We start from the raw sequence: 12,723 nt of genomic DNA on the forward strand, positions 1-12,723 counted from the left end.
TTGCTTCTAATTTGGCAACTTTTTGAACACGCACTAATAAGCGTGTGAACCACCATCAACAGCTAAAATATCACCACTTACAAAGTCAGACGCTTTTGAGGCTAAGAATAATGCCGCACCTTGTAAATCCGCATCATTTCCTAATCGATTCAATGGCGTTCCTTCCAGGATTTTCTCTTCTCCTTGTTCTAGCAGACCACGGGACATTTTGGTCGGGAAAAATCCTGGCGCAATGGCATTTACATTGATATTGTGCTGTCCCCATTTAACGGCTAGATCCTTCGTAAATGTCATAACGGCACCCTTACTTGTATTGTAACCAATCGTGTCCATGTACCGTGGATCTGTTCCACCGAAACCAGCAACTGATGCAATATTAATGATTTTCCCTTGGTTTTGTTTAATCATCGTTTTCCCGACTTCCTGACTCATTAAAAATGTACCGGTTATATTCACGTTGATAACCTTCTGCCATGCTTCAAACGGCATATCCAGAACAGGCGCACCCCAAGTAGCTCCACTATTATTTACTAAAATATCAATGGCTCCAAAGTGATCAACTGTTCCTGCAACAACTTTTTTGACGTCTTCAGGATTCGATACATCACAAGCAAAAGCTAACGAGTCTACTCCTAGTTGCTTCAGCTCTTCACTCATTTTTTCACACGCCGCTAACTTTCTTGAGCAGACCACCACATTTGCACCTGCTTCGGCAAATCCTCTGGCAATTTGCGCGCCTAATCCTCTTCCTCCACCTGTTACAATAGCTGTCTTTCCATCTAATTTAAATAAATCAAGTACACTCATATTAAGCTCTCCTCTTTCTTATATTTTCGAAGCTCTAATTTAGCTATCTGTCTGCGATGAACTTCATCTGGACCATCCGCAAGTCGAAGTGTCCTTGCGTTTGCCCAATGATTGGCAAGCGTGAAATCATCGCTAACACCTGCACCACCATGTGCTTGAATTGCCCGGTCAATAACCCGTAATGCCATATTTGGTGCCACTACTTTGATCATCGCAATTTCCGTTTTTGCTTCTTTGTTTCCAACTGTATCCATCATATACGCGGCTTTTAGCGTTAATAATCGCGCTTGTTCAATATCAATTCGCGATTCGGCAATCCATTCTTGGACAACTCCTTGATCAGCTATTTTTTTACCGAAAGCGGCTCTGTATTGAACACGCTTACATAAGTCTTCAAGTGCTCTCTCAGCTGCACCAATTAACCGCATACAGTGGTGAATTCGGCCAGGTCCAAGGCGTCCTTGAGCAATAGCGAATCCTTTTCCTTCACCCCACAACATATTTTCAGCAGGTACCCGTACATTGTCATACGTGATTTCCGCGTGACCATGTGGGGCATCATCATAACCGAATACCGGAAGCATCCGCTCAATCGTAACACCGGGTGTGTCTAATGGAACCAGAATCATCGACTGTTGCTCATGTTTAGCCGCTGTTGGATCATTTTTTCCCATTACAATCGCAATTTTACAGCGTGGATCCCCTGCACCAGATGACCACCATTTTCGACCATTGATTACGTATTCGTTTCCATCTCGAACAATGCTGGACTCAATATTTGTTGCATCACTTGAAGCAACATCAGGCTCCGTCATCGAAAAGCATGAGCGAATTTCTCCAGCGAGAAGTGGCTCAAGCCATTGTTTTTTTTGTTGTTCAGTGCCATAGCGAACGAGAACTTCCATATTTCCTGTATCAGGTGCACTACAATTAAACACTTCTGGCCCAATTAGAGATCTTCCCATTATTTCACAAAGCGGCGCATACTCCTGATTTGTTAAACCAGCACCATACTCGCTTTCTGGCAAAAATAAATTCCATAACCCTTCTTCTTTCGCTTTTTGTTTTAATTCTTCCATAATAGGTGGTACTGCCGACCAGCGATTTTCTTGCTGGTTCAATTGTTCTTTGTATACTTTTTCATTGGGATACACATGCACTTCCATAAAATCAGATATTTTTTTCTGTAAATCTATTACCTTGCTAGAATATGAAAAATCCATCTACCTCTCCCCCAATCATATATTTCGTTTACAAACCTACCGGATAGTATGTTCAGAATCTTACGTATAATTATAACAACTAAAAATACAAATGCAACACTTTTCTGTATGTTATAATAATTATTCAAACAGCTCATCCACATCAGTATATTCTATGGTTAAGTCGCATTATGACTTAAAACAAAGAAGTCGAAATTTTTTCTTACGGGGCTGTTCAAAAAATCGCGGGTACCATATGTGTTGTAACAAACGGTACCCGCGGAAGATTCTAACGGCGGAAAATTATTTTTCAGTGACAGGCAAAACAACTTTCGATGAATACGCCCCACCATGATGTACTTGTTCAAAGGCAATTTTTCCCGATGATGCTGTTTTTGTTGTTTGTCCCGTATTAAGATTTACATCATAAAGTGGTGCATTACTTGCGGCTAGATCTACTCGTAAGCGATGCCCCTTTTTTAGTTGGTATGCAGTATTGCCAACATCGACATGGATACAGAATGGCTGACCAATTTCGCTTACGTTTTCGCGATGATAGGTATCCATAATCGGAAAAACGTTACCTGATGGTTCTACATCAGATAACCGTATAGCCAGATCCATTAGCGATGTTGGGGAAGTTACCCAAATACTTGCTGTTACTGTGCCCAGCATGTTGAGATTTTCTTCTAACGGCAACCCCGTGTAAACAAGCACATCTTCTCTATCTTGAATATCGCCTATTTCAAACATCCCCGACTGATGACCGGCTATTAGCACACGACCACCCCGTGTTGGGACAGGTTCAGCGGGATCTAATTTTAACATACTAGCTGTTGGCGACATGGCTGGGACATCTAAAAGCTGACCATCCCCATCTCGCGTTTGTGATTCACCCTTACTATGAAGAAACAGTTCTTTTTTCATTGAGGCAGGGGGCCATTCTTCGTATGCTTCCCACTTTGTTTGTCCCATTCGATAAAGTTGTACAGGTTTTTCGACTGGCATCGGTTTGTCCTTTAGCCACCTGTCAAACCATTTAATATGAATTTCGGTTGGGTCTGTGATTTGATCAACACCGATGTTTTTTGCTGCATGCTCAAAAAATTTTTCACCTGCCCGACCACTCATTTCCTCATGTGTCCAAGGACCAATCCAGAGCATCCGCGGTCCGTTATAGTTGTTATATGCCTTTAATGTTGGTTTTAACAATGAATCAAACCATCCTCCCATAAATAAAGCGGGAATTTCCACATAGTGAAGTTTTTCGTTAAGTTGCATTTTCGTTATGTAATCCGGGTCCATTTTTTCATGCATGACGTCAAAAAAGAATGATTCGGGATCAAGATCTTTCATTGGTGGCCAATCATTTGCAGGGGTGTAAGATAACCATTCTGTCATATTCGCGATGTAGTTTTGGACCTTTGAACGTTTCGGATCATTTCGACGTTTTAATTGATCGGAAACAATTGATCCCAATGTCCATGTTTCAAAATTGCCAACTCCACTTGCCCCATTTTGTCCATTCAACATATCTTCCCACGGATCTGCCATTGTCATAACAGGTGCAATGGCTTTTAAGGAAGGTGGCTTTTCGACCGCTGCGGCCAGTTGCGTGTAACCGTGGTAAGACATTCCAAACAAGCCAACTTTTCCATTTGCATAAGGAAGTTTTGCCGCCCATTCGACAGACTCATATCCGTCACTTCCTTCATGAATAAATGGATAATAGTCTCCTTCTGAAGCAAAACGCCCACGGACATCCTGTAGAATGACGACATAGCCCGCTTCAACCATTCGGGGAACCTCAAGATATTCATCAAAGTAGCGAGGTGTCTTTTTATCATAGGGCAAACGAATCATAAGGACCGGATAATTCCCCTCATCGTTTGGACGGTACACATCTGAACGAAGAACTGTGCCGTCAGATAATGTACATGCCACATTTTCTTCAAATCTAAATGTTTCATTTGTCATCGTTGGTTCTCCTTCTATTAAATTAGCACTTGGTGAAGGGCCAAGTGCTAATTGTTTTATTAAACGGTTTGTGGTTTTGATGATTTAACAGGATGGAGTTTTCGTTCAATCCAACCCATTACAAGGTCAGCAATAATCGCCATTAATGCTGTTGGTATAGCACCTGCAAGAATAATTGCTGTTCCATCTGTTGCGTTTGTTCCACGCAAAATAATTGCACCGAGCCCGCCAGCGCCGACGAACGCACCGATCGCAGCAATACCAATACCTACAACTAAAGCCGTACGTAGTCCTGCCATGATAACACTAATGGCAAGTGGAAGCTCGACCATTCTTAACAACTGAAACTTGGTCATACCAGAAGCGAATCCTGCTTCCACGACTGTTTTATCGACTTCTTTCATTCCAACATACGTATTCTGTGTAATCGGAAGTATCGAGTACAGCATCAATGTTAAAATAACCGTGTTTGTACCAAGTCCAAGCACAATCATAATGACTGCCATTGCGCCTAAGGCAGGTATCGTTTGAATAATACTTCCAAATGCAAGTACCCAGCTGCTTAACTTCCCATACTTTGAAATTAAAATACCTAAGGGAATCGAAATCACGGCAGCGAATAAAACCCCGTATGCTGCCATTAGAAAATGCCGGTAAAATTGCACCCAAATGTAGCCACTATTTTGACTCACATACGAAACCAATTGATCCCATGTTTCCATGTTATTCTCCCCCCTTTTCTTCAGTTGCAAAGTAGTTGTTTTCTTCAAGGAACTCTCTGGCAACTTTTCCTGGATTCATTAATTTTACATCTGCTTTATAATTCAGTTCTTGCATTTTTTCCGTCGAAATCTGACCTGCTAGACGTTCGGTAATATCCGTGATTTCTGGATATTCCTCAAGTAGTTCGTTTTGGATTACCGGTGATGCGTCATATGGTGGGAAAAACTTTTTATCATCTTCAAGAACTTTCAAATCAAATTCTTGAATCCGCCCGTCCGATGAATAGGCTAATACTACATCCATATGTCCGCTGGAGGCAGCCTGATAAACAAGGCCAACATTCATCGGATATACTTCACCAAAATCAAAATATATTTCTTTAAATCCGTCATAGCCGTCCCCTTTACGGTTAATCCATGCGTTATCGACACCAAATCGTAATTCATCAGCATAGGGTTCCAAATCCGAAACGGTTTCAATATTATTTTCTTCCGCAAACTCTCTTGTTATCGCTACAGAATAACTGTTTTCAAAACCATAGGATGGAGCCCATGTCTGATTAAACCGTTTCTGAAACTCCCGCTGTACAATGTCCATTGCTTTTTCTGGATCGGTAATCGGTTCCATGCCAAGTGCACCGGATAAATCGGTACCAGTATAACGAGTAGGTGTTATATCTAGATCTCCTCTTGTCATTCCCTGGTGTTGGACGATCGAAGAACCAAGATGGGTAACAAGTTCTGTATCTAAATCGGTTTCTCGTTCAATCATAATCGACATAACTTCTCCAAGAATTTCTGATTCTGATGTTCCGAGCGTCCCAATTTTAACTGTCTTTGAAGTTGTACTGGCTAAACCAGGTAAGGAACAGCCGGAAACCAATAAGAGAAGCAGCATGACCATCACTAGTTTATATCGTATTTTTTTCATCTCGTTCACCTCCGTGTTACGCTGCTTGATAGGTTTCTTTCAATCCATTCGGTGTTAACTTTCCTTCGATTGCATGAAGCCCACGATCTGCTAATAATGCAAGAATCGTCGCTGGTACCGTACCTGCAACAATTAATGCTGGCTGATAAAGATTCAATCCGTCAAAGATAAAATCGCCCAGGCCTCCACCGCCAATAAAGGCTGCAAGTGTTGCCCATCCAATTAAATAAACAGTTGATAAGCGAACCCCGGCCATGATTACAGGTAATGCCAATGGAAGTTCAATTTTAAAAATGGATTGCCAATTATTCATCCCCATTCCTTTTCCAGCCTCGCGTACACCACTATCAACACCGCGAACACCGATATATGTATTTCGTAAAATTGGTAACAGCGAATAGAAAAACAGTGCGATAATTGCTGGGAATTTTCCTACTCCCATAATCGGTATAAAAAAGGCAAGAATGGCTAAGCTGGGAATCGTTTGTAAAATACCAACGAAAGAAATAAGACGATCCGCCATTTTTGGAATGCGGGAAAATAAAATCCCTAGTGGAACTGCAACAACAACGCCAAGTAAAATAGCAGCTAATGATATATATAAATGTTCCCACGTCTTAACGATTAGCTCACTGCCATGTGAAGCAAAAAATTCTGTCATAGTAATACACCTCCTAATCTACTAAAGCTACCGGTTCTGGTTGGTCAATTTCAAAACCATCGCCCCAGATCGTATCATAGACTAAATTAGCCAATGTCGCTCTTGTTACAATTCCAGCAATTTTATGGTTTTCATCGACGACAGGAACATATTTTATGCCGCGGCGGAGAATTTTATGGACGGTGTCACGTAGTAGGCTTTCTTTTGAAACAGAAAGAAAATCAATTTCCATTACTTCTTCCACACTGGTATGTTTTTTGTAGTTTGCGTTTATGATTTCAATATCAATATAACCCTTTAATACATTTCCCGAATCAACGACTAGCAACGAATCTACGTGTCTATCGCGCATCGTTGTAATAGCTGTTTTAAGAGTTTCACCCAATTGTACGGTAACAGGAGATCCCTCCATAATTTGACCAACAGTTGTAACATCTGGTCGGCCTTGAATCAATCGTTCTTTGCCAAGGAAATCTTCAACAAATTCATTTGCTGGGTGACGCAAGATCTCTTCCGGTGTGTCTGCCTGGACCACTTCTCCATCCTTCATGATTACAACACGATCGGACAGTTTCAATGCTTCATCCATATCATGTGTAACAAAAACAATTGTCTTATGCAGCTCTTTCTGCAATTTTTTAAATTCATCCTGCAGTGAATCTCTTGTAATCGGATCAAGTGCACCAAACGGCTCGTCCATTAGAATTAGCGGTGGATTTGCGGCCAGTGCCCGTAATACCCCAATTCGTTGTTGCTGTCCACCACTTAATTCATGTGGGTATTTATCTAAGTATTCTTCTGGTAAATCGACAAGTTTAATTAATTCTTTCGCCCGTTCATCTTTACTTTCGTTTGACCATTTTAATAATGTGCCAACCAACACAATATTTTCTTTTATTGTCATATGTGGCATCAAACCGATTTGCTGAATAACGTAGCCAATCGAACGACGCAGTTCGACAGGATCTTGCTGATTAATATCTTTTCCATCGACCAAAATGGATCCATCTGTGATATCAATCAAACGGTTCACCATTTTCATCGTAGTCGTTTTCCCACAGCCACTAGGCCCGATAAAACAAACAAATTCTCCCTTTTCTATTTTTAGATTTAACTTATTAACAGCAGGTTTACCACCGTTATAACTCTTTGTCACGTTTTTAAATTCTAACAAAGTGTAAACACCTCCGTGTGAATTTTTGTCGAAATGTACTAGTTAAGTATAGAAAAGAAAATCCAGAGTGTAAACTTTAAAAAATATATAAAATTTTTATTTCACAAACTTTATAATGTGTATACCTTTGATTTGCTTCGTTTTTCGTGGATTTTGTATCAAATTTGTTTTTTGTTTTTTTATACTGACATGTTAGACTATTAATGGATTTAGTTGGAGGGAGAGCGATGAATACATATTCTGAACCACACATTTTGGCAGAGCTTGAACGAGCAGAAGATCAAATTTCCGATCGGATTGCTGATAATATGAAAACATTTGGAGTTTCTTCAACAGTCGGCCGCCTGCTTGGTATTATTTATCTGAATCGAGCACCAATGACACTTGACGAGCTAGCAGAAGAAACGGGAATGAGTAAAACCAGAATGAGTCAAGTGGTGCGCCAGATGATGTCCTTAAACATTGCTGAAAAGGAATTTGTTAAGGGCAGTCGAAAAGAGCATTATAGAGTTGAAAATGACTATATCCAGACGTTTATTTCTTTATTCACAACCAATTGGAAGGAAGTAGTCGGCAAAAATTCGCAACTTGCTAGACGTCTCCAAGACAAAATTGCCCGAATCGAACAAGCTCACAAATCAAACTTTTCACCAGAAGTAGAACAAAAAGTAGCGGAATTAAAAGAAGAATTAACCCAGTGGATCAGTTACTATGATTGGATTAATAGACTGGTAGAATTCTTTGAGAGTGGGAAAGTTCTTGATTCCGTACCAGTTAAAGCTGATTTGGATAATAAATAGAAGGAGGATGGAACCACCGAGTTTCATCCTTCTTCAATGGAGTGGTATATTTTCTGCACTCAATTCCAATAATACAGGCAAAGGAAAATTATATGGAGGTTTGTACATATGTCGACCGAGCAGAACATAAAACTTACTTCAGCAGAAATTTCCCAGCTTTGGACATCTTATCAAAATGATAGCGGTTCTATTTGCATGTTAAAGCATTTTTTGCAGGTTGTTGAGGACTCCGAAATTCGCCCGATAATCGAACACGCATTACGATTATCACAACGTCATATCCAAAAACTTACTACCATTTTTACCAAGGAAAATTATCCATTGCCTAAAGGATTTTCCGAAAGCCAAGATTTAAATATCGACTCATCACGATTATTCACGGACAATTATATGCTACAATTTATAAAACAATCAGCCCAAATATCTCTAAGTGGCTATGGTGTTGCGAAATCTTTAGCCGTACGGTCTGATGTTGACGAATTTTATGCGCAATGCCTGGCAGAGGTAAATCGACTGGACACAATGACCAAAAACGTTTTACTGTCAAAAGGCCTTTATGTACGTTCTCCATATATTCCCTATCCGAATAAGGTTGATTTTGTTAAAAAACAATCGTTTCTTACAGGGTGGTTTGGAGAAAGACGACCACTATTATCACTGGAAATAACAAATCTCTTTTCCAATTTTCAACGTAACGCTTTAGGAGTAGCAACCCTCACAGCGTTCAGTCAAGTGGCAAAGTCAAAAAAGGTTGCACAATTCTTTATACGTGGGAAGGAAATTGCTACAAAACAAAACGAGATATTTGGATCTATCTTACGTGAAGATGACCTTCCAGTTCCGATGGGATCAGATACGTATGTCACCGAATCAAAGGTCGCGCCATTGTCCGATAGATTAATGATGTTTACAGTTACGGGTTTAATTGCATTAGGTATCGGATATTATGGAACAAGTATATCTACAAGTTTAAGACGAGATCTAACAACACACTATGATCGATTTATACATGAAATCTTGAAGTATTCGGAAGACGGCGCAAACATCCTGATTGACAACGGTTGGATGGAAGAACCTCTACAAGCAAGTGACCGTGACGAATTATCGAACTAAGGATATTAAAACTGGAAAATCCTTTTTTATAAGTAGTAAACCTGCTGAAATGGGCTAAAACAACCTAGAAATCATTATTAGCCTGAACTTATTACGCCTTGGCTTTATACATGCTTATTCTAGATGTTAATAAGGCGGCTCCTTTCCCTCGATCTGATGCGCAGTCATAGAATTACGTTCCACTTCATATGAGTAGTACCTTGAACCGATGTCATTCTCTTTTTTCCAGGTCTCTGTAAACGTAACAATATATTTCTCATCACCAACTTTTTTTGCTGTAGTTTCTCGTTCAATGTTATAACCATCTATTTTCTCTTTCAGCTTCCCTATCTTTTCAGGAAAACGATCGATAACAGTTCCCTGTCCAGAGGTTGCAAATTCAACCGCATCTTCCTTGGTAAACGGAGGCATTGAAGGAGATAGGATCTGTAAGACACCCCAAGATAAGCAGTAGATAAGAACAGGTGTAATAATAAACATTTTTACACCTTTTTGCTTTTTCTGCCTCGTATATATCCACCGATCAACAATTGCATACCCTATTGCAACAAGCATTCCACTTACGCTAAGCAACCAATTTAGGAAAATCAAACCGACCACCAGTCCAAAAACTGCATGTAAAATAACAAATAACCAATTTTGTCGCCGATTCAACCATCTGGTTCGTAAAAACTCCAACGCAATGGATACTACATTACCATATAGCATGATGATGACTCCAACATACATCATATATACAAAGGACCAGCCCATAAGTGTATTGCCAAGGTTGTATGTGGGCTCTGAATGATATGTTATCACAAATAAAAAAGCCATTATAATTGAGGTCAGAGTCGTAACGATAAATGTGGTTAATAGTTTTCGAATCACAAGATTTTGCAAAACACTCAAGACAATCCCCCCTTTTGGTATACAGCCCCCATCTATCAAAAGGAATTCTTAAACACATAACTCACTTTGTCATAATTCATTTTGTCCTCGTAAAAACGATGAGCATCCTCACGCTGTAATCCCGAAGATAGGGCTACACTTTCATAATGATGTTCTGTTGCCCATTCATGAACATAAGTAAGCAGTCTTTCACCATAACCTTTGGAACGTTTGTCACGATCCGTAACTAAATCACATACCCAAACAAATTTGCCATAATATAGTGTAATCATCGGTTTAAAGCCAGTAACCGCAACGACCTTATCATTATCGAACAAGCCAAACATTTTATACCTGTCATTCGCCATGGCATCTGTAACCAATTCAAGATAAGTAGTTTCATCAAGATGTGTTCGTAATTGCTTGATTACTGGAAACGCCTCGACAATTTCCTCCTGTGATTGTAGTTCTTTAATTATTAACGTGTTCATAGCAAAAGCCCCTTTTCGGAATTTTAATTTAGTTTATCATATATTATGTGCTCCACTAAATGTAATTTCGTCATAAAAATGCCCTCCACTTGTTATGAAGTGAAGGGCATTTTCGATAATGCCTATTCTTGAGGCGCAGAAGGGGTAGAAATATTAGACAGTGCTTGTTCGGCTTTGCTATCATATTGATTATCGACTGCAAGGTCACCTAATGCGACCATACCAACAATTTGACCATTTTCAACAACTGGCAGACGGCGAACTTGTTGCTCCGCCATCATTTGTGCCACCTGTTCGACGCCCATGCCAGGATCAGCCTGAACTACTTGTTGTGCGGTCATCACTTGAGAAATTGGGGTCTGTGCATTCTCACCCTGCGCTGTTGAACGGAGTGTAATATCACGATCAGTTAGCATCCCAACCATTTGACCGTTGTTGTTGATAACTGGAAGCGATCCAATATTTTTTGCACTCATGATCTCCGCTGCTTCCTGAATAGATTGTGATTCATTCACGGTAGCTACATTCTGTGTCATAATGTTTCTAATTTGTTGGTTCAAGTTGAGACCTCTCCTTTCACACAATAGGGTTGGTTATTTTGTTTTTTTTATGAGAGGGAATGATTGCATTTTAATTTGCCTGAGTTAGTGGCAAAATCAATACCCTATTTAGATTTTCCATGAACCGTTCCTTTCCTTACTTTCTCCATTAAGTAACTAACAAAAGCATCATCCCTAGCAAGCCAGGCTTCATAATTCCTTTTTAGAAATTTTTCACCCTCCACAAAGCTTGTAAACGTCTCTTTTACATTTACTTTGTTTCGTTCAATCATCCATTTATGCTCATTTTTCGGATAAAGTAAAAACAGATCATCTGATCGATTTTTATACAAGGAACCGAAATCCGACTGTTTCACATTAAATCGATTGCGCTTCGCATCTTCATGCAATGGGTCCAGATGAAACGTTTTGGCCACAAACTGCTTGTATGCGGCTTCGGTTAATATGCTGCCCGATGCTTTTTCGTGCCCCCCTCCACCAAAGTGACCAGCCACTTTGGATACATCAACATGATCATGAATCGTTCGAAACCCCATTCGTTTGCCACCCATATTTAAAATAACGATATAATCAAGATGTGGGTATTCTTTCCCTAGCTCATTTCCCAATTCTGAATGATACGATTCCGCATGCACGACCCCAGTAAAGTGTTCACCCGCTTTTACTTGGATCAGCTGACGCCTTTTTCGGCGAATATAACGTTCGATATTGTTTTCTTCTATTTCCAGTAGTTGCTTTTCAAACACATCGAAATGAAAATGTTCACTTGAATTTAGCCGATGAATCATTTTTTCTTCAAATGCATCAATTGATATTAAGAAAAAAAGTGTATTAAGCCGCTTCGCTGTAATGTTTTCATTTTTCTCCCAATCCCATGTATCATACTGCCTAACAAGTTCAACAAATTCCGCTATGACATCTGACGGATCTAATAGTTGACGTGAGACTAAGTATTCGTAAAATAATGATGTTGCCGAAGTCGCTTTTCCTTCCGCATCTTCAACTTGCACATATGCCCACTGATAATCATTAAAGTACAAAGCCGTTTTATGATGATCCAGCAGTTTCACCTTGCCCCCTTCCTGATAAAAACTCTCCACTCTTTGTTCATTCTCTGCATTAATGGACAAATCTGTAATAAACAAACTTGTGTCCTTATTGCCATTTTCCAAAAAGTGTTTCACTTCACGGTCAAGGGCGGAAATGGAATTGTACCTGACGTTAACCTGATTACCAAATGCAAGCTTTGCCAAAATTCCACATCCAACACCATCCAAATCATTATGTGACAACAATTTATACATTCACTTCACCTCAGAACGTAGTATTCGTTTTTGTTGGTGAAATTATCATTTTAAATTTACGCTGTTTGTGCATTATTTGTTGCTGAATAATGTCGCAGTTGATAGAAAATA

13 protein-coding genes are annotated in these 12,723 nt (G+C 39.8%); 2 read left to right on the plus strand and 11 right to left on the minus strand.

The annotated features are described in order from the left end of the window. Window positions 1-33: 33 nt before the first annotated feature. The 7 genes from ACW2QC_RS17145 to ACW2QC_RS17175 all read right to left on the minus strand — a co-directional run bounded on the left by ACW2QC_RS17145 (window position 34) and on the right by ACW2QC_RS17175 (window position 7,474). Entirely contained in the window at window positions 34-807 is a 774-nt protein-coding gene (locus ACW2QC_RS17145) for an SDR family oxidoreductase (RefSeq protein ID WP_457545163.1), read from the minus strand. Beyond that, window positions 804-2,030, minus strand: a complete 1,227-nt coding sequence (locus ACW2QC_RS17150; RefSeq protein WP_457545164.1) for an acyl-CoA dehydrogenase — start codon at window positions 2,028-2,030, stop codon at window positions 804-806. The genes ACW2QC_RS17145 and ACW2QC_RS17150 overlap by 4 nt, the downstream gene beginning before the upstream one ends. Before the next feature lie 282 nt (window positions 2,031-2,312). Further along, entirely contained in the window at window positions 2,313-3,986 is a 1,674-nt protein-coding gene (locus ACW2QC_RS17155; RefSeq protein WP_457545165.1) for a CocE/NonD family hydrolase, read from the minus strand. Window positions 3,987-4,045: 59 nt separating this feature from the next. Then, window positions 4,046-4,708 (minus strand): ABC transporter permease, encoded by a 663-nt coding sequence (locus tag ACW2QC_RS17160; protein ID WP_106497900.1) that lies wholly within the window; start codon window positions 4,706-4,708, stop codon window positions 4,046-4,048. Between the two features lies 1 nt (window position 4,709). Continuing rightward, on the minus strand, window positions 4,710-5,639 hold the full coding sequence (locus ACW2QC_RS17165) for an osmoprotectant ABC transporter substrate-binding protein (protein ID WP_457545166.1): 930 nt from the start codon (window positions 5,637-5,639) through the stop codon (window positions 4,710-4,712). 16 nt (window positions 5,640-5,655) lie between these two features. Beyond that, window positions 5,656-6,300, minus strand: a complete 645-nt coding sequence (locus tag ACW2QC_RS17170; protein ID WP_457545167.1) for an ABC transporter permease — start codon at window positions 6,298-6,300, stop codon at window positions 5,656-5,658. A 13-nt stretch (window positions 6,301-6,313) separates the two neighbouring features. Continuing rightward, the gene (locus tag ACW2QC_RS17175) at window positions 6,314-7,474 is read right to left on the minus strand and encodes a betaine/proline/choline family ABC transporter ATP-binding protein (RefSeq protein WP_457545168.1); all 1,161 of its coding nucleotides are present in this window, start codon (window positions 7,472-7,474) and stop codon (window positions 6,314-6,316) included. Between the two features lie 227 nt (window positions 7,475-7,701). Between ACW2QC_RS17175 and ACW2QC_RS17180 the strand changes: the two genes are divergently transcribed. Both ACW2QC_RS17180 and ACW2QC_RS17185 read left to right on the plus strand, forming a co-directional pair. Beyond that, window positions 7,702-8,274: a GbsR/MarR family transcriptional regulator gene (locus tag ACW2QC_RS17180; RefSeq protein WP_457545169.1), complete on the plus strand. Its 573-nt coding sequence runs from the start codon at window positions 7,702-7,704 to the stop codon at window positions 8,272-8,274. 108 nt (window positions 8,275-8,382) lie between these two features. Then, the gene (locus ACW2QC_RS17185) at window positions 8,383-9,387 is read left to right on the plus strand and encodes a DUF3231 family protein (RefSeq protein WP_457545170.1); all 1,005 of its coding nucleotides are present in this window, start codon (window positions 8,383-8,385) and stop codon (window positions 9,385-9,387) included. Window positions 9,388-9,513: 126 nt separating this feature from the next. Here the strand turns inward: ACW2QC_RS17185 and ACW2QC_RS17190 are convergent, their stop codons facing one another. The 4 genes from ACW2QC_RS17190 to ACW2QC_RS17205 form a co-directional block, all read right to left on the minus strand. After that, window positions 9,514-10,278, minus strand: coding sequence for a hypothetical protein (locus tag ACW2QC_RS17190; RefSeq protein ID WP_457545171.1), 765 nt, complete (start codon window positions 10,276-10,278; stop codon window positions 9,514-9,516). A 35-nt stretch (window positions 10,279-10,313) separates the two neighbouring features. Next, complete coding sequence (locus ACW2QC_RS17195) at window positions 10,314-10,748, minus strand: GNAT family N-acetyltransferase (protein ID WP_457545172.1); 435 nt, start codon at window positions 10,746-10,748, stop codon at window positions 10,314-10,316. Between the two features lie 122 nt (window positions 10,749-10,870). Then, window positions 10,871-11,284, minus strand: coding sequence for a CBS domain-containing protein (locus tag ACW2QC_RS17200; RefSeq protein WP_457545176.1), 414 nt, complete (start codon window positions 11,282-11,284; stop codon window positions 10,871-10,873). A gap of 128 nt (window positions 11,285-11,412) precedes the next feature. Continuing rightward, on the minus strand, window positions 11,413-12,612 hold the full coding sequence (locus ACW2QC_RS17205) for a DHH family phosphoesterase (RefSeq protein WP_457545173.1): 1,200 nt from the start codon (window positions 12,610-12,612) through the stop codon (window positions 11,413-11,415). Between the last annotated feature and the right edge of the window lie 111 nt (window positions 12,613-12,723).

It is taken from the genome of Virgibacillus sp. FSP13, from assembly GCF_054048505.1.

Excerpts from the sequence above, each read along its gene's own strand:
- ACW2QC_RS17160 (WP_106497900.1), bottom strand. The coding sequence starts at position 4,708 with ATGGAAACATGGGATCAATTGGTTTCGTATGTGAGTCAAAATAGTGGC.
- ACW2QC_RS17150 (WP_457545164.1), bottom strand. The coding sequence starts at position 2,030 with ATGGATTTTTCATATTCTAGCAAGGTAATAGATTTACAGAAAAAAATA.
- ACW2QC_RS17205 (WP_457545173.1), bottom strand. The coding sequence starts at position 12,612 with ATGTATAAATTGTTGTCACATAATGATTTGGATGGTGTTGGATGTGGA.
- ACW2QC_RS17200 (WP_457545176.1), bottom strand. The coding sequence starts at position 11,284 with ATGACACAGAATGTAGCTACCGTGAATGAATCACAATCTATTCAGGAA.
- ACW2QC_RS17165 (WP_457545166.1), bottom strand. The coding sequence starts at position 5,639 with ATGAAAAAAATACGATATAAACTAGTGATGGTCATGCTGCTTCTCTTA.
- ACW2QC_RS17195 (WP_457545172.1), bottom strand. The coding sequence starts at position 10,748 with ATGAACACGTTAATAATTAAAGAACTACAATCACAGGAGGAAATTGTC.
- ACW2QC_RS17145 (WP_457545163.1), bottom strand. The coding sequence starts at position 807 with ATGAGTGTACTTGATTTATTTAAATTAGATGGAAAGACAGCTATTGTA.
- ACW2QC_RS17170 (WP_457545167.1), bottom strand. The coding sequence starts at position 6,300 with ATGACAGAATTTTTTGCTTCACATGGCAGTGAGCTAATCGTTAAGACG.
- ACW2QC_RS17185 (WP_457545170.1), top strand. The coding sequence starts at position 8,383 with ATGTCGACCGAGCAGAACATAAAACTTACTTCAGCAGAAATTTCCCAG.
- ACW2QC_RS17155 (WP_457545165.1), bottom strand. The coding sequence starts at position 3,986 with ATGACAAATGAAACATTTAGATTTGAAGAAAATGTGGCATGTACATTA.
- ACW2QC_RS17180 (WP_457545169.1), top strand. The coding sequence starts at position 7,702 with ATGAATACATATTCTGAACCACACATTTTGGCAGAGCTTGAACGAGCA.